Origin of the sequence: Nonomuraea roseola (assembly GCF_039535395.1) — a bacterium.
Lineage (GTDB): Bacteria > Actinomycetota > Actinomycetes > Streptosporangiales > Streptosporangiaceae > Nonomuraea > Nonomuraea roseola.
In genome coordinates, this window is sequence record NZ_BAAAXC010000015.1 from 4,594,191 (window position 1) to 4,616,695 (window position 22,505).

At 69.2% G+C, this 22,505-nt stretch carries 19 protein-coding genes; 5 read left to right on the top strand and 14 right to left on the bottom strand.

What is annotated here, in order from left to right:
* Positions 1 to 43: 43 nt before the first annotated feature.
* Both ABFX55_RS45295 and ABFX55_RS45300 read left to right on the top strand, forming a co-directional pair.
* A complete protein-coding gene (locus ABFX55_RS45295; protein ID WP_183656866.1) occupies positions 44 to 1,126 on the top strand; it encodes a GNAT family N-acetyltransferase in 1,083 nt (360 codons plus the stop codon).
* Complete coding sequence (locus ABFX55_RS45300) at positions 1,123 to 2,238, top strand: DegT/DnrJ/EryC1/StrS family aminotransferase (protein ID WP_346129957.1); 1,116 nt, start codon at positions 1,123 to 1,125, stop codon at positions 2,236 to 2,238. Before ABFX55_RS45295 ends, ABFX55_RS45300 begins: the two co-directional genes overlap by 4 nt.
* Positions 2,239 to 2,251: 13 nt before the next feature.
* Here the strand turns inward: ABFX55_RS45300 and ABFX55_RS45305 are convergent, their stop codons facing one another.
* From ABFX55_RS45305 to ABFX55_RS45360, 12 genes are all read right to left on the bottom strand, one after another.
* The gene (locus ABFX55_RS45305) at positions 2,252 to 3,058 is read right to left on the bottom strand and encodes an SDR family NAD(P)-dependent oxidoreductase (RefSeq protein ID WP_346129959.1); all 807 of its coding nucleotides are present in this window, start codon (positions 3,056 to 3,058) and stop codon (positions 2,252 to 2,254) included.
* A 50-nt stretch (positions 3,059 to 3,108) separates the two neighbouring features.
* A complete protein-coding gene (locus ABFX55_RS45310) occupies positions 3,109 to 4,296 on the bottom strand; it encodes a DUF418 domain-containing protein (protein ID WP_346131445.1) in 1,188 nt (395 codons plus the stop codon).
* A gap of 49 nt (positions 4,297 to 4,345) precedes the next feature.
* Complete coding sequence (locus ABFX55_RS45315) at positions 4,346 to 7,774, bottom strand: hypothetical protein (RefSeq protein WP_346129961.1); 3,429 nt, start codon at positions 7,772 to 7,774, stop codon at positions 4,346 to 4,348.
* 32 nt (positions 7,775 to 7,806) lie between these two features.
* Positions 7,807 to 9,129, bottom strand: a complete 1,323-nt coding sequence (locus ABFX55_RS45320; RefSeq protein WP_346129963.1) for a lipopolysaccharide biosynthesis protein — start codon at positions 9,127 to 9,129, stop codon at positions 7,807 to 7,809.
* Complete coding sequence (locus tag ABFX55_RS45325) at positions 9,122 to 9,925, bottom strand: polysaccharide deacetylase family protein (protein ID WP_346129964.1); 804 nt, start codon at positions 9,923 to 9,925, stop codon at positions 9,122 to 9,124. Before ABFX55_RS45325 ends, ABFX55_RS45320 begins: the two co-directional genes overlap by 8 nt.
* Complete coding sequence (locus ABFX55_RS45330) at positions 9,922 to 10,863, bottom strand: glycosyltransferase family 2 protein (RefSeq protein WP_183656883.1); 942 nt, start codon at positions 10,861 to 10,863, stop codon at positions 9,922 to 9,924. Before ABFX55_RS45330 ends, ABFX55_RS45325 begins: the two co-directional genes overlap by 4 nt.
* Before the next feature lie 11 nt (positions 10,864 to 10,874).
* Entirely contained in the window at positions 10,875 to 11,711 is an 837-nt protein-coding gene (locus tag ABFX55_RS45335) for a glycosyltransferase family 2 protein (protein WP_346129966.1), read from the bottom strand.
* A gap of 189 nt (positions 11,712 to 11,900) precedes the next feature.
* Positions 11,901 to 13,031, bottom strand: a complete 1,131-nt coding sequence (locus ABFX55_RS45340; protein ID WP_346129967.1) for a GNAT family N-acetyltransferase — start codon at positions 13,029 to 13,031, stop codon at positions 11,901 to 11,903.
* Entirely contained in the window at positions 13,028 to 13,396 is a 369-nt protein-coding gene (locus ABFX55_RS45345) for a hypothetical protein (protein WP_346129969.1), read from the bottom strand. The genes ABFX55_RS45340 and ABFX55_RS45345 overlap by 4 nt, the downstream gene beginning before the upstream one ends.
* A 260-nt stretch (positions 13,397 to 13,656) precedes the next feature.
* Positions 13,657 to 15,243, bottom strand: a complete 1,587-nt coding sequence (locus ABFX55_RS45350) for an RNA polymerase sigma factor (protein WP_346129971.1) — start codon at positions 15,241 to 15,243, stop codon at positions 13,657 to 13,659.
* Positions 15,244 to 15,359: 116 nt separating this feature from the next.
* Complete coding sequence (locus tag ABFX55_RS45355; protein ID WP_346129973.1) at positions 15,360 to 17,114, bottom strand: substrate-binding domain-containing protein; 1,755 nt, start codon at positions 17,112 to 17,114, stop codon at positions 15,360 to 15,362.
* Between the two features lie 132 nt (positions 17,115 to 17,246).
* A complete protein-coding gene (locus tag ABFX55_RS45360) occupies positions 17,247 to 17,885 on the bottom strand; it encodes a cation diffusion facilitator family transporter (protein WP_346129974.1) in 639 nt (212 codons plus the stop codon).
* Between the two features lie 113 nt (positions 17,886 to 17,998).
* Here ABFX55_RS45360 and ABFX55_RS45365 point away from each other — a divergent pair, with 113 nt between their 5' ends.
* Both ABFX55_RS45365 and ABFX55_RS45370 read left to right on the top strand, forming a co-directional pair.
* Entirely contained in the window at positions 17,999 to 18,751 is a 753-nt protein-coding gene (locus ABFX55_RS45365) for a DUF4184 family protein (RefSeq protein WP_346129976.1), read from the top strand.
* Positions 18,744 to 19,580 carry a TrmH family RNA methyltransferase gene (locus ABFX55_RS45370; RefSeq protein WP_346129977.1) on the top strand — a complete coding sequence of 279 codons (837 nt, stop codon included), beginning with the start codon at positions 18,744 to 18,746 and terminating at the stop codon, positions 19,578 to 19,580. The genes ABFX55_RS45365 and ABFX55_RS45370 overlap by 8 nt, the downstream gene beginning before the upstream one ends.
* Positions 19,581 to 19,714: 134 nt before the next feature.
* Here ABFX55_RS45370 and ABFX55_RS45375 read toward each other — a convergent pair whose 3' ends face one another.
* Positions 19,715 to 20,497, bottom strand: a complete 783-nt coding sequence (locus tag ABFX55_RS45375) for a TetR family transcriptional regulator (protein WP_346129979.1) — start codon at positions 20,495 to 20,497, stop codon at positions 19,715 to 19,717.
* 87 nt (positions 20,498 to 20,584) lie between these two features.
* Here ABFX55_RS45375 and ABFX55_RS45380 point away from each other — a divergent pair, with 87 nt between their 5' ends.
* Positions 20,585 to 21,475 carry an alpha/beta hydrolase gene (locus tag ABFX55_RS45380; protein ID WP_346129980.1) on the top strand — a complete coding sequence of 297 codons (891 nt, stop codon included), beginning with the start codon at positions 20,585 to 20,587 and terminating at the stop codon, positions 21,473 to 21,475.
* A gap of 39 nt (positions 21,476 to 21,514) precedes the next feature.
* On the opposite strand, the gene ABFX55_RS45385 is transcribed toward ABFX55_RS45380, so the two are convergent.
* Positions 21,515 to 22,201, bottom strand: coding sequence for a hypothetical protein (locus ABFX55_RS45385; protein ID WP_346129982.1), 687 nt, complete (start codon positions 22,199 to 22,201; stop codon positions 21,515 to 21,517).
* Positions 22,202 to 22,505 lie beyond the last annotated feature (304 nt).

A 22,505-nucleotide genomic window follows, 5' to 3' on the forward strand; every position in this document is an offset into this window, starting at 1 on the left:
TGCAGACCGGCGATCGGGGAACCGCACACCCCAGTAGGAGCTCATGCGCATCACACTTGTACAACCCCGTGACCTGGGGCAGCCGGAAGTGACCCGGTGGCGGGCCTTGCAGGAGGCGGACGCCGCGTTCGACAATCCCTTCCTCTCGCCCGAGTTCACGATCACGGTAGGCGAGTTGCGCGAGCAGACCCGCGTGGCCGTCGTCGAGGACGGCGGCGAGCTGGTGGGCTTCTTCCCCTTCGAGCGCCATCCCCTCGGCATCGGCAAGCCGGTGGCCGCGGGGCTCACCGACGCCCAGGGCCTGGTCCACGCCAAGGACGCGGAGATCGACCCGCAGGCCCTGATCAGGGCCTGCGGCCTCAGCGTCTTCGAGTTCGACCACCTGGTGGCGGGGCAGCCCCTGCTGGCCGAGCGGCATACCCTCTACCCCTCGCCGATCATCGACCTGAGCGACGGCTGGGCCGCCTACACCGAGTTCCTCAAGGCCAACTCCGGCAAGACGTACAAGAGCACGCTGGCCAAGTCGCGCAAGCTGCAGCGCGACGTGGGCCCGCTGCGCCACGACTACGCGACCACCGACCCCGAGCCGCTGCGCGCGCTGCTGGGGTGGAAGACCGACCAGTACCGCCGCACCGGCCGCACCGACAGGTTCGCCATCAGGTGGATCGTCGAGCTGGTCGAGCGTCTGCTGGCCACCCAGACCGAAAGCTTCGCCGGCGTGCTCGACATGGTCCACGTCGACGGCGCCCCGGTGGCGGGCCACTTCGGCCTGCGCACCCGCACCACGCTGGTCGGCTGGTTCCCCGCCTACGACACCGCCTACGCGAAATTCTCCCCAGGGCTGATCCACCACCTCGCCATGGCCGAGGCCGCCTCCGCCGCCGGCATCCAGATGATCGACATGGGCAGGGGAGACAAGGAGTACAAGGAGAAGCTCAAGACGGGCGAACTCCAGGTCGCCGAGGGGCGGGTGGCGAGGGCCAGCGCGGGCGCGGGCGTCCACTGGATGCTCAGGGTCCCCGTGCGCAAGGCGCGGGGCGCGGTCATGGCCAACCCGCTGCTGCTCAAGACGGCCGACAGGGCGCTGAAGACCTACGGCCGACTCCGCACGGCGTTGTCGGCGTGAGCCCGGAACTGGCGTTCGCGGCACGCACCGGCTGTCACTGCCTGCTGCTTCCCTCCAACAGGCTCGGGCTCTACCTCGCGCTGCGCCATTTCTGTTCGCCGGGGCAGCGGCTGCTCATGTCGCCGATCTCGGCCGACGAGATCCTCTTCCTGGTGCTCGCGGCGGGCCTGCGCCCGGTCATCGCGCCGGTGTCCCGCCGTACCGGCAACATCGATCCCTCGCTGGTCGATCTCTCCACCGTCGACGCGGTCCTGACCACCAACCTGTACGGCCTGCCCGACGACATCGAGGCGTTCGCCGGCAAGGTCCTCATCGAGGACGTCGCCCACGCGATGGAGACCACGGTGGCGGGCCGCCCGCTCGGCACGTTCGGTCAGGCGGCGGTGTTCAGCCTGTCCAAGCACCCCGGCGCGGGCTCGGGCGGCGTGATCGCCCTCCAGGACGCCACCGCGGCCAAGGCGGTGAAGCAGGACCTCGAGCGGCTGCTGCGGCCCGGCGCGCTGCGCGCCGAGCTGCTGAGCGTGGCCACCTCGATGGCCCGCCAGGTGGCGCTGCGCCTCGACCTGGTCCGTCCCGCGCTCGCACTCGCGCGCCTGCTCGGCATGGAGGAGGAACGCGAGGGCTACCGCATCAAGCTCCGCGCTCCCGAGCTGGCCGCCGCCACGGCCCAGGCGCCCTCGCTGCCGCCCTTCGACCCATGGGTCCGCGCCGACCTGCACTCCTACAGGACCGCCAAGGGCCCGCTCGCCCGCTGGTACCAGTCACGCAGGGTGGCCAAGGTCGAGGGCGAGAGGCCCAGGCGGCTGCAGGGCGTGCGAAGCCTCGCCGCGCTGCCCAGCGTGGCGGAGGGCGTGCTCGACCAGCTGGACCAGCCGCTGTTCAGGGTGCCGCTGCTGGTGAAGGAGCGCGACCGGGCCATCGCCGCCCTCGAAAGGCGCGGCGTGGCCACCGGCTATCTCTACGACCCGCCCTACGACGACTACGCGCCCTCCTTCACCCAGCCCTCACCCTCGCCCTCCGCGGCCAGGTGGTGGGCGGGGCACGTGCTGCCCGTCGATCCGGTCTACGCCCACAGGGCGCTGCCGGTTCTGAAGGAGCTCACCCCCGCCTGACGGCCTCCGATGCTCAGATGCCCTTGAGGAACCCGCCGTCGACCGCGAACTCGGAGCCCGTCGTGCTCGCCGAGCGCGGCGAGGCCAGCAGGGCGATCACGTCGGCGACCTCCTGCGGCTCGACCAGCCGTCCGGTGGACAGGTTCATCATCTGCGGTGCCACCGTGTCCATCACGCTGTCCCTGTCGGAGCCCGTGGCCCCCGCGAGGATGTCGGCCGCGCCGCCCTCCTCGGTCCACCAGGCCGTCCTGACGGGGCCGGGGCTGACGGTGTTGACCCTGATGCCCTGCGGCGCGTACTCCTCCGACAGCGCCTTCGAGACGTTCAGCAGGGCCGCCTTCGCCGCCTGGTAGTCCACGTTCATCGGGCCAGGCTGGCGGACGGCGCCGGTGGTGACGTTGACGATCGACCCGCCGCCACGCGCCAGCAGGTGCGGGATGGCCGCCCGTACGGCCCGCACGACCGCGAACAGGTTGAACTCGAACATCGTCAGCCAGTCGGCGTCCGTCGGGGTCATGAAGGCGAAGCGGGGCAGCTTCACGCCGGGCGGAGGACCACCGGCGTTGTTGACGAGGATGTCGAGCCCGCCGTAGACCTCCACGGCGCGCTCCACCGCCATCGCCGGGCCCTCGGGGTCCATCAGGTCCACGGCGGCGTGCGTCAGCCTCGGCCCCGCAAGCGCGTCGAGCTCGGGGCTGCTCTTGCGCGAGACGGCCACGACGGCGGCGCCCTCCTCCAGCAGGGTGGCGACGGTGGCGAGACCGATCCCCTTCGAGGCGCCGGTGACGACCGCGACGCGGCCGGAAAGCTGCAGGTCCATGGGAGAGCCTTTCAGTGTGTGCTGTGTGCACCTCTGAAACACCGCTCGCCTCAGGTCGGTTGCACCTGCTTCGAAGGAAGCCGCCCATGGGTGAGCGCTCTGAGGAACCACTCGACGGGGCCGTGGCGATGGCGGCGCAGCCACCAGTGGCTGAAGGCGGCCTGCGCGGCGAAGACGGCGAGGGCGACGAGCAACTCGAGCGGCGGGCTCACCTTGTCCACGAGTGCCAGGCCGTACCCCGTGAAGATCAGCGAGCAGATCAGCGACTGGCCGAGGTAGTTGGTCAGCGCCATGCGCCCAGGGGGCGCGAGCACCCGGCCGAGCGGCGCGATCCTGGGCAGCAGGCGCAGGAGGGTGGCGGCGTAGGCGGCGGCCAGCAGCGGCGCCGTGACCAGGTCGACCGCCTGGCCCAGCAGGCGCAGCACGACGCCCGAGCCGCTCCAGGCCGAGTAGGAGTGGAGCGCCTGTCCCGCGATGCCCACCGTGAAGCCCGCCCACTGCAGCGTGCGCAGCATCCGCGGGTCGGGCCGCTTCAGCGTCGCCCGCTTGCCGAGGGCCAACCCCACCAGACAGGCCGCCAGGACGGCGGGCGCCTGGAACAGCACCCGCAGCACGACGATGACCGACAGCTCGTGCAGGTGCTCACTGACGATCGTGGCGGGCCCGCCGCGCAGCAGGATGTCCGCGCCGAGAGCCTGCGCCAGGCCGCCCGACGTGGCGCCGGGCACCCGCAGACCCAGCACGGCGGCCCCCGCGGCGGCGACGAAGGCCAGAGCGAGCGCCGCGGTCAGCGCCACGGCCAGCATCAGGGCCGCCTTCGGGGTGATCCTGCGCAGCACCAGCAGCGCGAGCCCGACCACCGCGTAGGTGGTGAGGATGTCGCCGGGGAAGAGGAACACCGCGTGCGCGAGCCCGAGTAGGAACAGCCCCGCCAGCCGTCGCAGGAACATCGGCACGAACGCCGCGCCGCGCCTGGTGGCCGAGTCGAGCTGGAGGGTGAAGCTGTAGCCGAACAGGAAGGAGAACAGCAGGTAGAACTTGTTCTCCATAAACATGGTCACGAACCAGCGCACGCCCCAGTCGAGCCCGCTGTCGAACCCGGGCTCGGGCAGCCCGCTCATGCGGTAGCCCGAGGCGAGGAAGGCGATGTTGACCATCAGGATGCCGAGGAGGGCGAAGCCCCGCAGCGCGTCCACTGCGGCGATCCTGTCCTCGGAGGCGCGGGATGGTGACCACATCAAGAGGACATCATCCCGCACCCTGAGTGTTTCCTGTGACTTTCGCGAACTACTGGAACATGTTCAGACCGATGTAGAGGAAGCGCTCCACGATCACACCGACCGCGAGCAGGAAGGCGGGCACCGCCACCATCAGCAAGCGCCTGCGCGCCCTGGGCGCCTTGTCCCTGCCGTGCAGGCGGATCACCTCGTAGGCGAAGAGCGTCAGCCAGGTGATGCCGAGCGCGAGTACGCCGACCAGGTCCCACGGTGAGCCAGGATCACCCGGACCGCCGCTGACGTAGCGAGGGTCGGGGATCTCGGAGCCCTTGACGAACTTCTTCCACGTGTAGAGCGCCGCGTCGTCGTTGGAGTAGACCTTCTTGATCTCCTTGGACCTGTCGAGGGCGGCGACGAACTTGTCGTACCAGTCGGAGGGGAAGCCCTCGTTCAGCTGGAGATAGGCGGCCTGGCCCCGCGTGACGGCGAGGAAGGTGTTGCGCTCGCCGGCCTTGAGCGTCGCGACCGCGTGGGTGATGTTGGCGGGATCCTTGTGGACCAGCGCCTGCTGCGTGAAGTCGACCTTCTCGAAGTCCTTCTCGCCCCACGGCAGGATCGGCGTCACCTCCGGGCCCACCTTGGGCACCAGGTAGAGCACCCTCGCGCTCGGCTTGTCGTGCGCGTAGACGTAGCGCATCGCGGCGACCTCGCCCGTGGTCACCCGCTCGAACTTCTCGTTGCCGTAGCGGGCGACGAGGAAGGCCATCGACAGCGCGAGCGCGACGGTCGCGGCCAGGATGATCGAGATGATCTTCGTGATCCGCGGGTCGAACCTGACGTTGCGCTGGCGGAAGGGCACCGTCTCCTCGCTGGCGTCCTCGCTGTCGGCCGGCAGGTTGGGGAAGAAGGCGTAGGCCGCCAGCAGGCAGGCGCCGGGCAGCATGAACATGTAGACCCGCAGGCCCATCTCGCCGCCGTAGCTCTGCAGGGCCATGGCCAGCACGGGGACGCACAGCAGCACCAGCGCGGCCCTGTCGAACACGCCGCGCCGCAGCCGCCTGAGCAGTCCCACCGCGGCCAGCAGCAGGACCGTCGCGCAGATGGCGAGCCGCGTCTGCAGCACCAGGGCGTGGACGGGGTCGCTGCCCTCGATGCGGTCGTTGGTCCCGCGGGTGAAGTTCTCCAGCAGCCTGCCGATGCCGCCGAAAATGGAGTCCATGTTGCTCTGCCAGAACCCCACGGTCTGGTAGCTGATCCACGCCAGCACCACCAGCCCGAAGAAGAACGGCAGCGCCCACGTGAGGGAGGTCCGCTTGACCAGCAGGAAGGCGGTCAGGACGCCCAGCATCATGAAGGGCGTGATCTGGTGCGAGGCCGTCGCGGCGAATAGCAGCGCGATCAGCATCAGCAGCATCAGCAGCTTGTCGGCCCTGAAGGTGCCGGTGTTTGCCAGCTCGCCTGGCAGCATCGAGTCGAGCCTGGCCAGCAACCTGCGCACGGGGCCCTTGGCGGGCATCGGCTTGGTGCGCGGATCGACCTTGCCGAACCAGCGCAGCAGGATCGCCACGAACGCCAGGTAGAGGGCGAAGGTGAAACCCTGAGGTGAGAAGTAGTCCTGCTGGATCCACTGCACGAGGATGAACAGCAGCGCGGCGAACCACCTGGCCCGCGTGGTGGCCACCACCTGGCGCAGGATGAGCACGAACGGCAGCAGGTAGAGCAGGTTCGACAGCAGCGGCGTCCAGTTGAGGATCGTCGTGAGGTCGGTGATGCCCGCCGCCTTGCCCACGAACGCGAACAGCGCGAAGAAGCCGGGCCACGCCATGCGGGCGTCGAGCTGCACCGAGGTCTCGCCGGTTCTCGAGATGAAGTCGACGAAGCCCGCGTGCACGTAGGCAGTGGGGAAGCGCGGCTCGTCGGCCACGATCGCCCCCGCTCCGTGCAGGGCGAAGGTGATCGCGGCGATCTGGAACAGCAGCAGGAACTTGCGGTCGCTGCTCTGGGTGACCGTGACGAAGAACGAGACGATCATGATGACGATCGCGAAGAACGCGCTCAGCGGCATCGCGGAGATCAGCCCGAGGCCGTCGATGTCGGCGGGGTCCACCCCGCGCAGCGGGCCGGGGGAGACCCGCAGCGCCAGGACGTACATGAGCAGGCCCTCGAGGACCAGCACGACGGGGAGCCAGCGCGGCGCCCCTCGCACCAGCGACGCCAGGCGCGTCTGTTTCCCCTGGGGCGCGGCCTGCTGCGGCCTCCTGGCGGGTACGGCGGGCGCCTCGGGGGCGTGTCCGACCTTCACGGAGGCGGAGGGCAGGCGGAGCGCGACAGTGGTGTCAGCGACTCCCTGCGCGTCCTCGGCCTTGTCCTCGTCCTCGGGCGTGCTGCTCTTGGAGACGGCCTTCGGTGGCGTGGGAAGGCGTACGGCGGTGGTGATCTCCGTGACATCCTCACCCGCGGCCGTGAAGTCGGGCAGACGCAGCGCGGGGTTGGTGTCCTCGTCGTCCACCTCGTACGACGCGCCGGCTGCGGGCTCCTCGCCGCTGTCGGACTCTTCCTCGGCGGGCTCGGTGTGCTCCCGTTCGGCCGCGTCAGAGGCCGGCCCCGCGGTCAGGGGCTCGCGCGGAGGGAAGGCCAGTTCGGTCGTCTCGGCCTCGGCATAGGTCGTCTCGGCCGCCTGTGGCTCATCCGAGGTGGAAGCTGCCTCGGGCTCGTCTGAGGCGGAGGCAGCTTCCACCTCGGGCTCATCCGATGAGGAGGCCGCCTCGGGCTCATCCGAGGTGGAAGCCGTCTCAGGCTCACGTGAGGAGGAGGTCGCTTCGGGCTCGTCCGATGAGGAGGCTGCCTCGGGCTCGTCCGGCTTGGAGAGCGCTCGGCGCTCGTCCGATGAGGAGGACGCTTCGGCCGAGTCGGGGGCCGCTTCGGCGGCCGTCTCGGGCTCGTTCGTAGCCGAGGTCTCCGCGGTCGCCTCGGACCCGGCCGAATCCTCGTCCTGCTCGGCCAGATTCTCGTTCCGGTCGGCCGATGTCTCGTCCTGCTCGGCCGATGTCTCGTCCGGGTCGGCAGGATCCTCGCCCGGGTCGGCCGAATTCTCGGTCAGCTCTTCCGGGGAGTTCTCGGAGGCGCCGGGGCGGGTCACGTCGGAGGCCGTCGGCTCAGAGCCCGTCGTCTCGGGGCCGGTCTCGTCAGAGCCGGTCTCCGCGGATTCGGTTCCCGCGGATTCGGCATCTGCGGCTTCGGTCTCCGTAGTGCCGGTCTCCTCGGAGTCCGTCTCGTCGGAGTCCGGCCGCTTGGAACCGGGTGCATCCTGGTTCGCGGCGGAGCCGGGCTCTTCCGCGTCGGCGCTGGTGCTGGGGTCGGCCCCGGTGCCCACGGGCAGCGTGATCTTCGGGATCACTCCGGTGGCTTCGGGGTCGAAGTCGGGGTCCACAGGCTCCTCGACCTCCTCCACATCCGAAGCACTGGAAGCCTCGGACGTGCCCGTCGTCTCCGTTGTCATCTCATCGCCCGCCGGTTGCCTCACGTTGACCATCATGCGGCCTCAGACGACCGCTGGGTGACACGATGCCGCCCGGTTTCGCCACCTTTGAGAACTTTACGGAGACTTCTGAAGATCAAAAGTGCGACCAAAAGTTCGCTGAAGAGCAGGCCGTACCCCACCGAATTCACGCCCAGGAAGGGGAACAGGCCCATGATCGACGCCAGCACCAGCGCCGCAAGACCGATCTGCACCACGGCCAGCTTCCTCGCCTCGCCCAGCGCACGCAGCGAGCTGAGGTAGACCTCGATCAGCACCCTCGGCAGGACGGCCAGCGCCATCAGCCGCAGCAGCGTCGTGCCCTCGGTGGCGAATTCGGAGCCGAAGACGGCCAGGATGAGGGGGGCGGCGAGGCAGGCCACGCCGATGATCGGCGTGATGATCAGCAGGGCCCGCTTCAGCGCCTGCCTGGCGTTGGCGGCCAGCCGCGAGCGGTCGAAGGAGCCCTCCACGGTGAGCGAGATCGCCATGTTCATGGCCAGCAGCTCGATCATGCAGCCCAGCGTGTGGGCCATGGAGAAGCGTCCGAAGGTGGCCTCGCCCACCCTGGCGGCGACCAGCACGGGCACCAGGTAGACGATCGCCAGCATCGACAGCGTGCCGGGGAAGTCGCCGGCCAGGAACCTGCCCATCTCGCGCAGCCCTGGCGGCCTCGCCTCGCCCGCGGTCTCACGGACGTGCTTGGGCACCTGGAGGCCGAAGATCAGGAAGTTGACGGGGATCAGCGCGATCGCCGTCGGGATCACCCAGGAGACGAAGATGCCGCCCTCGGGGAGCGAGCCCGCCAGCGCCACCAGCAGGCCCATCTTGACCAGGCCGAACACCAGGTTGTTCACCGGAACCCATACGGCCTGGCGCAGCCCGGTGAGCGCGACGTCCTGCAGCGTGAACACCGACCAGACCAGCACCGCGCCCAGGAAGAACAGGCCGTGGCCGAGCCCGCCGAGCACGGAGTAGATCTCGCCCCACATGGGCAGCGTCAGCAGGAAGCCGATCGCGGCGACGCCGCCGGTCGCGGCGGCCATGCCGTACCCGCGCAGGATGACGTCGGCGGTGCGGCGCCCGGCGATCGGGATGTACCTGGCCAGCGCCCCCACGAAGCCAAGGGCGGTCAGGGAGGCGAACAGGCGCATCGCGGTGATGAGCGCCTGACCGCTGCCGAACTCCTCGGGGGTGTAGAAGCGGGTGGCAAGCAGCCAGTAGCCCATGCCGAGGACGGCGGTGATCCCCGTGTTCGCCATGAGCGCGTAGCCGTTGCGGAAAAGGGGGTTGCGCAGGTCTCGCAGGATCTTCTGCAGGACCGATCGGTCAGACATTCCCTCGTACCCGCCGCAATCCGTACCTCGTCCTTCTGACGACCGCGTAGCCCTTGGTGAGCGCGCGTTCCCGCAGGTAGATCAGCGGGATCGCGCTGCCCTCGACCGCGCGTCTGAACATGCTCATGGTGGTGTGGCGGCCGATGGTGAGGCGGGGGATGGCCAGCAGGTCGTGGCGGTCGGCCGCGATGGTGTTGTTCACCGCGCACGCCGCCCAGTAGCCGGCCTTGCGCACCTCGCGGCGCACCCGCGCGCTGGAGTAGCCGTAGGGGTAGGCCATCGTGGCGACAGGGGCGCCGATCCGCTCCTCCAGCAGGCCCTTGTTCTTGCGCAGCTCCTGGCGGAGCTCGGCGTCGGGCAGCTGGTCGAGCTGGGGGTGGCTGTGACTGTGGCCGCCGATCTCGATGCCGGTCTGCGCGATCTCGCGGGCCTGGCCCCAGCTGAGCATGTCGTCCAGTGGTTTGCCCGCGGCGTCCTTGCCCGCGTCGGAGACCCATCCGCTGGTCAGGAAGACGGTGGCGGGGAAGGTGTACTGCTCGAGCAGGGGCAGCGCGTGGGTGTGGAAGTCGGCGTAGCCGTCGTCGAAGGTCACCACGACCGGCTTGTCGGGCAGTGACCTGCCGTTGTTCTTGTGCACGGAGGCGACCAGGTCGGCCACCGTCAGGGGGGTGAAGCCGTTGGTGGACAGGTAGTCGATCTGCTCGGCGAAGTCGCTCGTGCGCACCGCGTGCGGCCTGGTGTCCTGGTTGGGCCTGTCGGTGATCGAGTGGTACATGAGAATCGGCACACGGATCATGAACGCACCAGCTTCAGCCGTACGGAACCCACCACGTAACCCCACGTCGTCCAGGCGAGCCCGACGACGATCGCGAAGGCCCTTCCGAGCCCCGAGACGTCGCCGCGCACCGCCTCACCGAGCCCGCGCAGCGCGCCGAGCGGCAGCGCCTTCAGCGCGTGGGCCCGCTCGCTCTTCAGCCCGTCCTGGGTGCCCACGCTCTGCGTGACCAGGGCCTTGGACAGGCCCTCGGCGTAGCAGCGGGAGCGGAAGTAGCCGAAGGTGGCGCGCTGGGCGGGTACCTTGTGCCCGATGAGCGCGGCCGGCTCGAACAGCATGACCGCGCCCGGCTTGCGCTGGGAGAGCCTGATGCAGAACTCGGTCTCCTCGCAGCCCAGCGGGCGGCTCTTGCGCCCCTGGACGCTGCGGCCGATGCCGCTGTGGAAACCGCCGACCTCGCCTACCGCCGTACGCCTGAAGGCGGCGTTGCCGCCCATGACGTTGCGGATCGGCGAGCGTACGGCGGGCATGCCGCGGTAACTGCACCCCACGGTCCAGTCGAACTCGTAGGGGAACCACCGGGGCCGTCGCCCCGTCTGCCACAGCGGCTCGGTCCTGCCTCCGACGCCGACCACGGCGGGATCCTGGAAGCCCTCCTCCAAAGCCTCCAGCCATCCGGGGTCGGCCACGGCGTCGTCGTCGAGGTAGGCGACGATGTCGCCCGTCGCCACGTCGGCACCGGTGTTCTTGCCCCCCGACAGCCCCTTGTCATGGGTGTTCTCGACCACGACCACCCGCGGGTAGGCCTGCTTGAGCCTGAGCATCAGGTCCTGGTTGTAGTCGACGACCAGGATGATCTCGTGCGCGGGGCGCCGCTGGAGCTCGACGGACTCGACGGCCTGCCTGATGTCCTCCCAGCGGTCCTCGGTGTAGACGCAGATGACGACCGAACTCTTCATGACCGACCTTTTTACGCCACACCCCGGTCGGCCGCGGGGCGGCTGGCCAGCTCGGGAACGGGCTGCGTGGGACGGCGGCGCCGCTCGCGCAGGATTGTCTTGAGCACGCGGATGCCGTCGCGGACGGCGTGCAGGTTGCTCTCACCGTGGATGCGGCAGCGCTCGTGGCTCGGCACCTCGTGCACGCGCAGCCCGGCCTTGGCGGCACGCACGTTCATCAGCGTCTCCACCTCGAACCCGTCGCAGTCGAGGTCGAGCACGGGCAGGTGACGGGCCCAGAAGGCGTTGTAGCCGTAGCAGAGGTCGGTGTACTTCGTCCGGTAGAAGACGTTCACCAGCGTCGTGAGGACCTTGTTGCCGAAGTAGCGGCTGAAGGTCAGGTCGTCGCTGCCGCCACCGGAGATGTAGCGCGAGCCCTTGACGAAGTCGGCGCCGGTGACCAGCGCGCCCACGAAGGAGATGATCTCGTGGCCGTCGGTGGAGCCGTCAGCGTCGATCATGACGATGATGTCGCCCGTGCAGGCGGCGAAGCCGGCGGCCAGCGCGTCGCCCTTGCCCTTGCCGGTCTGCGTTACGATCTTGACGTTGGGCCTGAGCTTGCGCGCCACGGCGACGGTGTCGTCGACGGAGTTTCCGTCGACGAGGATGATCTCGTCGATCCACTGGGGGATGGTGGCGAACACGTGCGGCAGGTTCTCCGCCTCGTTCATGGCCGGGACCACCACGCTGACCGTCGGCGAAATGGCCAGGTGAGGTGTGAGGGGGGTGAACCGCTCGATCGGCGGCATAGATCGCAGGCCGGAGCCATTGATCTTGTGACCGTTGGCCTTGGTGATCTCGGGACTCATGGTGAGACAAATCCTTCCGGGACCTGGTGCTGCCGAACGGACCCGGGGCCATCCGCGATCCTATGGATCATCAGGGATGGCAGAAGTGACGAACGGTGCATGAAGGGTCCAGTGGGGTGAGGGTGCCAATGGATGGTGCTGTGCTGCTGTGGTGCCGGGTGATGCTGCTGGTGCGAGGGGTGGAGCGCGTTACCGCGCTCCTGAGGGTTCCTTGACGACGGTGTCGGGCGGCGAATCGGACTGCAGAGTCGTGCGCACTCGCCCGAAGCCCTTCAGCACGCGATCGGCCACCTTATAGAGAGACGGTCGATCCAGGACGATTGTTCGCGCCTTGTTGACAGGAGTCCTGCCGATCCAGTGGACGGCGGCCGTCGCGGACGGTCGGGAGACGCGTCCTTCGGCGACGTAGAGGACGCCGCTCTTCAGCCAGTCCTTGTACTCCTTGCCGCCCTTGCCCATGTCGACGGCGTGCAGCCCGGCCTTCGCCGCGTGCTCGGCCATCTGCAGGTGGTGCACGATGCCGGGCGAGTAACGCGCGAACTCGGTGTCGTAGGCGGGGAACCAGCCGACCAGCGTCGTGGCCGTGCGCAGACCGAAGTGGCCCGCTACCGGAACGTCACCGGCATAGAGCATGGTGAGGACACCCGCGAAGTCGTCAGAGCGCTCGGCATGCATGAGGTCGATGAGCTCGACGATCCACGGCTGGGCGAACCTGTCGACCCTGCCGGTCCTGCGGTACTGGTCGGACTTCCAGTTGAGCAGGGTGCGCAGCACGGCGGGGTCGGGCGAGGCGTACTCGAAGCGCAGCTGGCCCTGTTCCCTGCCGAGCTTGCGCTCCTTGTAGCGCACGGTCTTCAGGTTCTTGGGCGAGTTCGCCTTCACCTGCTCGATCCAGGAGTCGAATCCCGCGGTCAGGTCCATGATCGGAGCGGGCCTGACATCGGTCTCGAACGCCGCGAACGTCGGCTGACCCGCGACCATGTGGTCGAAGTCGAAGACGCTGAGCTTCGCGGCCCTGAGCAGGGCTTTCGTGTCAATCTTCAGCTCGGGAGCCGAGATCAGGCCATGACACGTGGTGAGAAAGCCGCCCAGCGGCTTGCCGATGCCGAAGCTGTGGCGCTCGTAGGGGAAGAAGCCCGCGATCGAGTCGCCGTCGTGGACGACGGCCACCCTCACGTAGTCGCGCAGGCGGTCCATGGCCACCGCGAACTCGACAGAGAGAAAGGGGTTGTCCAGCGAGGGATCCGCCTTCTGCAACGCCCGCCATCGAGACCGCTCGGAGTCTCCCAGCTCGCCTGGGCGAACAATCGAGATGTTCACCGTGGCCCCGCCCCCTGTTCGCTCTGCATGTTCTTCCCCCGATACAACACGCGCAGTACGTACATGAACCCAGCGAGCACGGCGACTGTCGCAACGCCGGCCCTTGGGGACCATGCGTCGAACAGAAGCATGGCTTGGGCAAGGAGAACGTTAAGAACGAGACTTGCCGCGGCACCTACTGATAGTGCGGCAAGAGGATCACGATCCCGCAACAGTCCGACTACTGCTGCCCCAGGAACGACCAGAAGGAACAGAGAGATCAGAAGCGGGCGCAACGGCGTCTGGATGTCGGCGAGCGCGATCACCGCCCCCGCGATGCACGCTGCCGCGAGCGCCCATGTAAGCGCCCTCCACTTGCTGCCCATCTCCCTGACTCCTGGCTACTCGCTGGCAAAGGCCGGTTGATCGCCGTGTTCATGGGATCAACCTCGCCATGGGCCCGTCAATGCCGACGTCTGGCGACCACTCCAGGTTTACCGGGCATGACGAGATTCCCATGTGTTATTCAACACATAGTCAAGAGCATGCCACGGGGAGCGGCCCCAAGCCATCTAGCTTGCCCTATGGCAGAGGGTCAGCGAGGCCTAAAGTCCGGTTTGTCCGATCTTGTCACCAAAATGAGTTCTTAATCATCTTGCGCCTCATGCGAGGTTGTGCTGCCCGCCACACCTGGCGCCGGCGTCTCGGACGGGTCCGGTGAGGAAGGCGGGTCGTCGGTGGGCTCGGGCTCGTGACCGCCCTGGCCGTCCCACGACAGGGCGCACGAGCCGCCGCCGGCGCTGGAACTGATCGTCACCGTTCCCGCGCCCGAGGAGCCGGGGTCGTTGACCGTCACCCAGACCGACGCGGACTGGCCCGCCTTGATCGAACCGGCGGAGGGGAAGACGTCGAGGCCGTCGGAGGCCCCCGCGCTCCAGGAGATCGCCGCGTTGCGGGCGGACAGCCGAACGGTGCCCGCGCCGGCGACGCCACCGGGGCAGGTGACCGAGAGCCGCGCCGCGGGCGCGGCGGGCCGGGTGCGCGTGGCGGTGGGCGTGGGCCTGGTGGCCGAGGGCTGCGAGGCGGGGCTCTGCACGGGCCTGGCCGCGGGCCGCGTCTGAGGCGCCTGCCCCGTACGGCTCGGCGCGCCCGTCGGCTCGGCGCTCTCCTCGATGTCGTTCTGCAACTCGGGCTCGGCAGAGGGGTCGGCCAGGGGATCGGTCGAGGGGTCGGGCTGCGCGAGAGCGGGCTCGGAGACGCTGGGCGAGGCGGAGGGGGCCATCCGCAGCGCGGCGGGCTCGGACTCCCCGTTCATCACGATCATCGCGCCGGTGGCGGCGAGCACGCAGGCGCCGACGGTGAGGACCGGCGCGAGGCGCCGCGGGCGCCTGCGCGAGCGGCGCTCGACCATCACGGGGAAGCCGGTCCTGTCGAAACTGTCGCCCCGTTCGGTGATCAGCGTGCGGGTCTGGTCGCGCTCGGGGCTGGTGCAGGTCTCGACGACGCGACGGCGCAGCGAGATCGGCGGGAAGGCGACGGGCACCATGTCGAGCAGCCTGCTCGCGGAGACGTGCCGGTGACGGCCCTCGGTGCAGACCTCGCAGCCGCCGATGTGTCCGGAAAGGCGCCTGCGCAGGATCGGGGTGAGCGGGCCCTCCCACGAGTCGACCATCGCCGACAGGTCGGGGCAGTGCGCCCGGCCCGTTCTGGCCAGGATCACCGCGGCGGCCGCGTTCTCCACGTGGTCGCGCGCCCTGCCGAGCCTGCTGGTCGCCTGGCGTGAGGTGAGCCCGAGCACCGCGCCGACCTCGGAGGGGGTCAGCCCGTGCCGCAGCGACAGTTCGAGCACCTCCCGCTCACCCTTGCTCAGCTCGCCGAGCGCCTCGTGCACCAGCTCGGCCAGCTCCGGGTCCTCCGGATCGTCGAGGACGGGAGGCGGGACACCCGGCGTCTTGGGTGTCTTGGCGATGCTCTGGAACCTGGTCAGCGCGTACAGCCACGCGCGCAGCCTGGAGCTCTCCTTGAGCTGGTCGGTACGGCCCTGCGCGGTCACCAGCGCGTCGTGCACGGCGTCGGCCGCGGCGTCGCGGTCGCCGGTCAGCGAGCAGGCGTAGTCGTGCAGCCGTTCGGCGTAGGCGTCGTACAGCCTGGCGGGGGCGTCGGTGTCGGCATGGCGCAGCGCCTCCACCAGTCGATGATCGTCGGCGCGGTCGACAGTAGGCCATCCGGGCACGGATCTTCCTCCCCGCAGGTGAGCTCGTGTTGTCACAGCCCCACGCGGGTAGGACGCCCCCTTACGAAGAGGGGTTGTCCCGGCATAACGACCGGGTATCGCTCAGGCGCCTCAGGTCAGCAGTTCGGCGCGCACAGGCGCCGCTTCATGCCCTGGACGAAGAACTTGCGCACGTCGAGGATGTTCGCCGCGATGTAGGCCTCACCGCCGCTGGCCTCGGCCATCGCGTCCATCTGCTTCTTGCCCTTGGGCGCGTCGGGCCCGAAGGCGATGATCAGGAGGTTGACCGGCCGCTTGGGGTCGTACTCCTTCTTCAGGAACTCCACCATCTGCGCGTTGGTGACCTTGCCCGTCGGGTCGTCGTTGCCCGCGCCGTCGGTGAGGATCAGGATCGTGTTGATCTTGTCGCGCTCGTAGGTGGACTTCATCTCCGCGTAGGCGGCCATCAACGTGTCGTTGAGCCCGGTGTCGCCGGTGGCCTTGGGCTGGACGGTGGACAGCTGCTGGCCGAGGATCTGCTTGCGCGGGACGCCGTCGACCATCTCGCTCAGCGGGCCGACCGAGATCAGCTCCTTGTAGTCCTTCTGGCCGTCGAGCAGCGTGGAGAAGCTCCAGACGCCGATCTCGCTGTCGGCCTCGAACAGGGCGAGCCCCTCGCCCGCGATCTTGGTGATGGCCTGCATGCGGGTCATGCCGGTGCCGGGCACGGGATAGGCCATCGTGCCGGAGACGTCGAGCAGCGCGAGCATCCTGGTGCCGAGGTTCAGCCTCGACCACATCTGGGCCATGCTCGCGACGTTCTTGACGTCGGGGGAGGGCAGCGCCTGGGGCGCCGCCGCCGCGAAGCCCTTGTCCTCGGCCAGGGCGCTGCCACCCTTGCCGTCGGGCGTGCGGAAACCGTGTTCGCGCAGCGTCTTCTGGGCGGCCTCGGTGCCGAGCTCCTGCTGGAAGGCGGCGGCCGCCCTCTGCTTGACAGGGTCCTTGGAAGTGATCACGACGGGGTAGTCCAGGCTTAGCGTGCCGTCCTCCGGATAGAGGGGCACGACGGGCGAGGCGGACTTCTTGGCGTTGTGCGCCCAGATGCTCTGCTCGGAGGAGACGCCGACGGGCACCTTGCTGCCCGACTTGACGGTCAGGCTGGCCAGCAGGGCGGCGGGGTCGGCGGCGATCTGCTCGGAGAGCTTCTTCAACGCGCCGACCAGCTGCTCGTCACCGAGGCCCGCCTCCTTGGCGGCGCCGGCGGCGGCCACCAGCGCGCCCAGACCCGCGGAGTTCTTGGCGGGGTCGAGCGCCAGCACGCGGATCTTCTTGCCCGGGCCGTCGGCGTTGGCCACGTTGGCCACGCTGATCAGGCCCTGCCAGCTGGGCTGCAGGCTCTTGGCGAGGTTGGCCGCCGCGCTCTTGGCGGCGACCAGGACGATGGGGGAGGTGGCGATCGAGCCCGACGGCGCGGGCAGCCCCGCCCCCGCCTCTCCCGCGCGCAGCCTGCCGACCATGAGGCTGGAGTCGGCGATCCACATGTCGGCGTCGAGCTTGCCGTTCACCAGGCTGTTGGCCGATTTGGCGGCGGACTCCCTGACGATCGTCACCGCGAGGCAGTGGCCGTCCACGGCCTTGCCCGTCTTGTTGAACGAGCCCGCGACCTTGTTCAGCGCGGGCGACAGGTCGGGGGTGGCGACCACGCGCAGCGCGAGCGGATCGCCCGTGCAGCCGCGTTCCCTGTTGAAGATGACGAAGGCGGCGACACCCAGCAGGATGGCAAGGGCGAGCGCGCCGGCCAACGGGACCAGCACCCTGCCGCGGCCGCTGTTGCTGCGTCGGCGGGGGGCGTGATAGCCGTCATCGAGCTCGTCTGTACGGTGTCGCCCCACGTTGCCCTCTTTGGTGTCGATACGTTCGGGTCACCATACCGGGGAGATACTCCGCGGTGCTCAGGAACGATACTGGGTGCGCTTGGTGTGGCAAAACCATTGATTTGGTGCAGTGATTACCCAGAGTGGCTGTCAATGGCAGCAGCCGTGACCGCGCCACGCCCGGGCTCCCTCACGCACGGCGACCCCCGCGAGCGCCAGCGCCACGGCCGGATCGACCCACCACCATCCGAGGGTGTTGAGCCACAGTCCGGCCAGCACGCCGCCCGCCATCGCCGCGCAGATGAGGTTCTGCGCCCCTTCGCCCCGGGTGGCCGCCGAGCCGAGCCGCGCGCCGATGCGCCGCTTGGCCACGCCCAGCAGCGGCATGCTCGCCAGGCTGATGGCCGTGACCGCGATGCCGAGCGGGGTCGGCACCGCGCGGTGCCCCGCGTCGAGGTCGTGCAGGACGTGCACGACCAGATAGGGGGCCAGCAGCCAGAAGCTCACCGCCACCGCCCGCTGGGCCTTCTCCTCCGCGTGGGAGGACAGCGTGCGCGCGCCGGTGAAGCGCCAGACCACGATCAGGCTGGCCAGCGCCTCGACGAGAGCGGACAGGCCCCAGCCGATCAGCGCGACCGAGTGCGCGGAGAACCCCGCCGCCAGGCCGAGTGTGCTCTCCAGTCCGAGCCACACCAGGGTGATCAGGGACAGTGCGCGGGCTGTGGCGGCGTCCTTGAGCCAGGTGGCTGACGCGGCCGGATGTGCGTGAACCTGCTGGTCAGACACCATGACCCGAACCACACCTCCCGGCCGACGACAGCGATCCGTATCTTAGTAGTCACAGAGAGTTATCTAGGTGTTTCTGTGCAAAGCTCAGCCAAACAAGACCAAGGGGAGGGTCCATGCCGTTCACGCTCAGCCATGTCGCCGCAGTCGTGCCGCTGCGCAGGCTCACCTGGCTGGACCCGTGGGCGCTCGCGATCGGGGCGATGGTGCCCGACCTGCCGATCTTCCTGCCGTTCCTGCCGGACTACGCGCACTGGCACTCGCCGATCGGGGTGGTCACCATTGATCTCTTCTCGGCGCTCGTCCTGCTGGCCGCCTTCCACCTGGTCTTCAGGCTGCCGCTCGTCGCGCTGCTCCCCGAGCACCTGGCGGGAAGGGCCGCCACGCTGACCCCTTCCCCCAGGGTCCTGCCCGTGGTGGCGGGCGCGGCCGTGGGCGCGGCCACCCATGTGCTCTGGGACTCCTTCACCCACTCCTACGCCAGCGGCGTGTGGGGCTGGAGCTGGCTGGATCACGAGGTGCTCGGCGTGATCCCGGTCTTCAGGGTGCTGCAGTACACCTCGTCGGTGCTCGGGCTGGCGTTCGTGGCCTGGTGGGCATGGCGTGGGCTTTCGCGGATGGCGGACGCGCCGGCGCCCGAGGGACTGCCGCTCGCCGACGGCGTACGGCGGGCGGTGCTGTGGACGGTGGCCGTCGGCGCGGTGGTGGGCGCGGCGTTCTGGCCGGTGCTCGACCCGCCGGTGCCCGGCGCCGCCGGGATGATCACCAGGGTGGGGGCGGGCACCGTCGTCGGGCTGGTCGTGGTGCTGGTGGTCTACGCCGGGATCTGGCAGTTCAGGCGGCTCGTGGCAGGATTCGAACGTGCCTGAGTACGTGACCGACGCCGATGACCCCCGCCTCGCCGACTTCACCGGGCTGCGCGACGTGGAACTGCGCAAGAGCCTGGAGAGCGAGCGGGGCCTGTTCGTCGCCGAGGGCGAGAAGGTGATCAGAAGGGCCGTCGGCGCCGGGTATCCGGTGCGCGCGGTGCTCACGACCGAGCGCTGGCTGGCCTCGCTGGCCGACGTGCTGGGCGACGCGCCCGTCTACGTGGTCTCGGAGGAGGTCATGCAGGGCGTCGCGGGCTTCCAGGTGCACAGGGGAGCGCTGGCCTCGATGGAGCGCCTGCCGGTGCCGCCGGTGGCGGAGGTCCTGGAGGGCGGCTCTCGCATCGTGGTCCTGGAAGATCTGGTCGACCACGGAAACGTCGGCGCGATCTTCCGGTGCGCCGCCGCCCTGGGGGTGGACGGGATCATCCTCTCGCCGCGTTGCGCCGACCCTCTCTACAGGCGGTCGGTCAAGGTGTCGATGGGCGCGATCTTCGCGATCCCCTATGCCCGCATGGACAACTGGTACGACGGGCTGGAGGAGATCAGGGCGGCGGGCTTCCAGACGCTGGCGCTGACTCCCGATCAGGGCGCCACCCCCATGGATGGCGTCGAGATGGGTGATCGGGTGGCGTTGCTGCTCGGGTCCGAAGGGGACGGCCTGTCCTCGCGCTGGTTGCGGGAGGCCGACGAGCAGGTGTGCATCCCGATGAGCCCCACCGCGATGGAGGCAGGGGTGGACTCCCTCAACGTGGTGGCCGCCGCCGCGATCGCCTGCCACGGGCTCATGCGAGGCGCGTCCCTTCATGAGGAAGGTCAGCAGGCGTTGTAGGACCGCCCGGTAGAGAGGTGTGCCGCGCCGGGAGTGAGCGGCCGCTGCCACCTCCGAGGCCGGCGCAGCGCAGGCGCTCCGACGGCCAGCCCACCGACGCGTCAGATGCCGATCCCTGTTTCGAAATCTATTTCTCAAAACTGGTTTTTGAGAACGCGGTAGACGGTGGCTCTGGAGACGTTGAACCGCTCCGCGATCTCGTCGACCGCGTGGCCCTCGCCGTACAACTGCCTGACCGTGGCCGACTGCTCGTCGCTCAGCGCGGGCGGTCGCCCGCCCTCCCTGCCCCGGCTCCTGCCCCGCGTCCCCCCTGCCGGCGATCCGGTACGGCCGGCGGCCTCCTCGAGGCCGTCGCCGCCGCTCGGGGAGCCCCCGCCGCGGTCGTCGAGCAAGGCGTGGGCGCCACCGAGGATGAGCTCACGGAGCACGGCCACCGGCGCGTCGGGGAAGAGGACGACGGGGTCGCCCAGCGAGGCGACGGTCTGGGCCGCGCGGACCCGCTGCTCGAGCCGCCGGTCAGGGCCGCAGACCAGGTCGTTGGCCAGGGCGATGGCGGCCTTGAACCGTTCGCCCACCGGCGCCTGCACCAGCAGCGTCATGTCGCGCACCAGCAGGAGGAGCGCCTCTCTGTGGCGCAGGCAGACGTCCACGTACCCCTCGATCGCCGACCAGCGCACCTGCTCGGGGTCGTCGTGCGTCTCCGCCTGCTCCAGCGCACCCTCCAACTCCTCGAGCAGTGGCTCGGTGAGCCTGTGCAGGAGGTCGTCCTTGGCGGAGAAGTGGTAGTAGAGCGCCGCCTTCGTGATGCCCACCTGCTCGGCGATGGCGTTCATCGACGTGGCTCGGTAGCCGCGGGTGGCGAACAGCGCCCCCGCGGCCGCCAGAATCCGCTGAGGAGTCGCTTCCTCGTCGCGCATGACACTCCTGAGGGTTTTACCGTGAGTCAGCTCAAATGCTAGGTTACTGACCGACGGTCAGTATTCGTTCGTGAAGGAGTGGCGACCATGACGGAGCGGCGCAAGATCTCGTTCGAGTCCGGCGGCACCCGGTGTGTGGGCTACCTCCATCTGCAGGAGAACCTCGCGGAGAGGGTCCCCTGTGTGGTGCTGTGCCACGGCTTCAGCGGCACCATGGACCGGCTGTTCCCCCACGCCGAGCGCTTCGCCGCCGCGGGCCTGGCGGCGCTGGTGTTCGACTACCGCAACTTCGGTGAGAGCGGCGGGCAGCCCCGCCAGTTCGTCGACGTGAGCGGCCAGCAGGACGACCTGCGCGCAGCCATCGGCTTCGCCCGCTCCGCCCAGGAGATCGACGCGGACCGCATCCTGCTGTGGGGCAACTCGCTCGGCGGAGGACACGTCATCTCCGTGGCGGCCGACGATCCGACCGTCAGTGCCGTGGTGGCGCAGATCCCCTTCAACGGATTCGCGAAGGTGCGCGACAGGTCCGCCTCCTCGACGCGCACGTTGCAGGCGGTGATCCTCTGGGACGCCCTCCTCGGCAAGCTCGGCCTGCCACCCCACTACATCCCCATGGTCGGCGCACCGGGTCAGCTCGCCGTCACCGCCACCGCCGAGGCGGAGCAGCACATCAAGACGCTCAGCGGCGCCGGAGGGCTCTGGCGCAACAGCGTCGCGCCCCGCTCCCTCCTGACCATGGCGCGCTACCGGCCCGGCGACGCCGCCGCCAGGCTACGCATGCCGCTGCTCGTCTGCATCGCCGCCGACGACACGGAGACGCCGGAGGAGACGACCAGAAGCCTGGCCGAGCGGGCGCCGCACGGCGAGCTGAAGGTCTATCCGGGCACCCACTTCACCTTCTACAACGATCCTGAGCTGCGCGAGCGCGTGCTCGACGACCAGATCGCCTTCTTCCGCCGCCACCTCCCGCCTGCCTGATCGGCTCGCCGCCCCGGGCTTGAGAGCCGGGCTCGTTCGTCATGTCTGTGGGGACTCGGGCTCTTCGGATGCGCTTCCCGACGTCACGTCCGCAGCGACCGCGGTGGTGGCGGCCAGCCCGGCGACGAAGACGGTCCAGAGGAAGGGCTGCCATCCGGGGAAGGCGTACGTGTTTCCCATGAGGTGGACGGACCACGCCGCCAGCTCGACGATGATGCCGAGAGCGCAGGCCCCCACCAGAGCGAGAGCGAGGCATCGCGCCACATCCGGCAGGCCCATCTCGTCTGCGACCAGTTCGCCGGCGACGCGGACGCACGCGTAACAGGTGAAGAGAAAGGCCATGAGGCAGCCGGCTGCCAGCAGGAGGCCGAGAACGGCTTTTGTCCACGGACTTACGGCCGCATCGGCGAGCCACGGCCACGCTGTCCGAACCCACCAGGCCGCGGTCGAATCCATGGCGGCGAAGACGAACACACGACTGACGGGCGCCGCCACCGCTATGCCGAAGACGACCAGAAGATAGACGATCACCTTCAGAGGGCCGTGCGGACCGAGCGCCCAGAACAGGATCAGGAGCATGAAGACCAGAAGCGACTGGTCAATCCATGGAGACAGGTTCGTCTTCATGACCAGAGGCGGCGGGAGATAGAGAAGCGGCAGGAGATTCTTCTCGCCGCGAAAGTACGGCATGAATCCCTGCGGGTTGCTCTGGTAGATCTCCCACATCTTCCACACCACATTGGTGACGTAGAGAAAGACGATGGCACGGGCGAGTCGCGCACGCCGTGATGAACCACCCGGCTTGGTGGAAGACCGTCCTGGTGGAATCCATAAGAACCTGAAGGGCCATGCCGCGAAATCGACAATGAACGCTGATCGCGGCCGTCCCCGACCCCTGGCGAGGGACGAGCTGCTCCTGCCGCCCCAGCCCTTGCTTCCCTGCCATGAGGTCGACCGCTTACCCAGAGCCGACTTGACCACTCCCTCCGGCCGGGTCTCCAGGGCTCCGGTGTCACGCACGTGAGCCATT

Bases quoted from the DNA above. Each gene is read 5' to 3' on its own strand.
- ABFX55_RS45295 (WP_183656866.1), top strand. From the start codon at position 44: ATGCGCATCACACTTGTACAACCCCGTGACCTGGGGCAGCCGGAAGTG.
- ABFX55_RS45365 (WP_346129976.1), top strand. From the start codon at position 17,999: ATGCCGTTCACGCTCAGCCATGTCGCCGCAGTCGTGCCGCTGCGCAGG.
- ABFX55_RS45335 (WP_346129966.1), bottom strand. From the start codon at position 11,711: ATGAGTCCCGAGATCACCAAGGCCAACGGTCACAAGATCAATGGCTCC.
- ABFX55_RS45380 (WP_346129980.1), top strand. From the start codon at position 20,585: ATGACGGAGCGGCGCAAGATCTCGTTCGAGTCCGGCGGCACCCGGTGT.
- ABFX55_RS45330 (WP_183656883.1), bottom strand. From the start codon at position 10,863: ATGAAGAGTTCGGTCGTCATCTGCGTCTACACCGAGGACCGCTGGGAG.
- ABFX55_RS45310 (WP_346131445.1), bottom strand. From the start codon at position 4,296: ATGTGGTCACCATCCCGCGCCTCCGAGGACAGGATCGCCGCAGTGGAC.
- ABFX55_RS45385 (WP_346129982.1), bottom strand. From the start codon at position 22,201: ATGTGGGAGATCTACCAGAGCAACCCGCAGGGATTCATGCCGTACTTT.
- ABFX55_RS45320 (WP_346129963.1), bottom strand. From the start codon at position 9,129: ATGTCTGACCGATCGGTCCTGCAGAAGATCCTGCGAGACCTGCGCAAC.
- ABFX55_RS45315 (WP_346129961.1), bottom strand. From the start codon at position 7,774: ATGACAACGGAGACGACGGGCACGTCCGAGGCTTCCAGTGCTTCGGAT.
- ABFX55_RS45305 (WP_346129959.1), bottom strand. From the start codon at position 3,058: ATGGACCTGCAGCTTTCCGGCCGCGTCGCGGTCGTCACCGGCGCCTCG.
- ABFX55_RS45360 (WP_346129974.1), bottom strand. From the start codon at position 17,885: ATGGTGTCTGACCAGCAGGTTCACGCACATCCGGCCGCGTCAGCCACC.
- ABFX55_RS45375 (WP_346129979.1), bottom strand. From the start codon at position 20,497: ATGCGCGACGAGGAAGCGACTCCTCAGCGGATTCTGGCGGCCGCGGGG.
- ABFX55_RS45345 (WP_346129969.1), bottom strand. From the start codon at position 13,396: ATGGGCAGCAAGTGGAGGGCGCTTACATGGGCGCTCGCGGCAGCGTGC.
- ABFX55_RS45325 (WP_346129964.1), bottom strand. From the start codon at position 9,925: ATGATCCGTGTGCCGATTCTCATGTACCACTCGATCACCGACAGGCCC.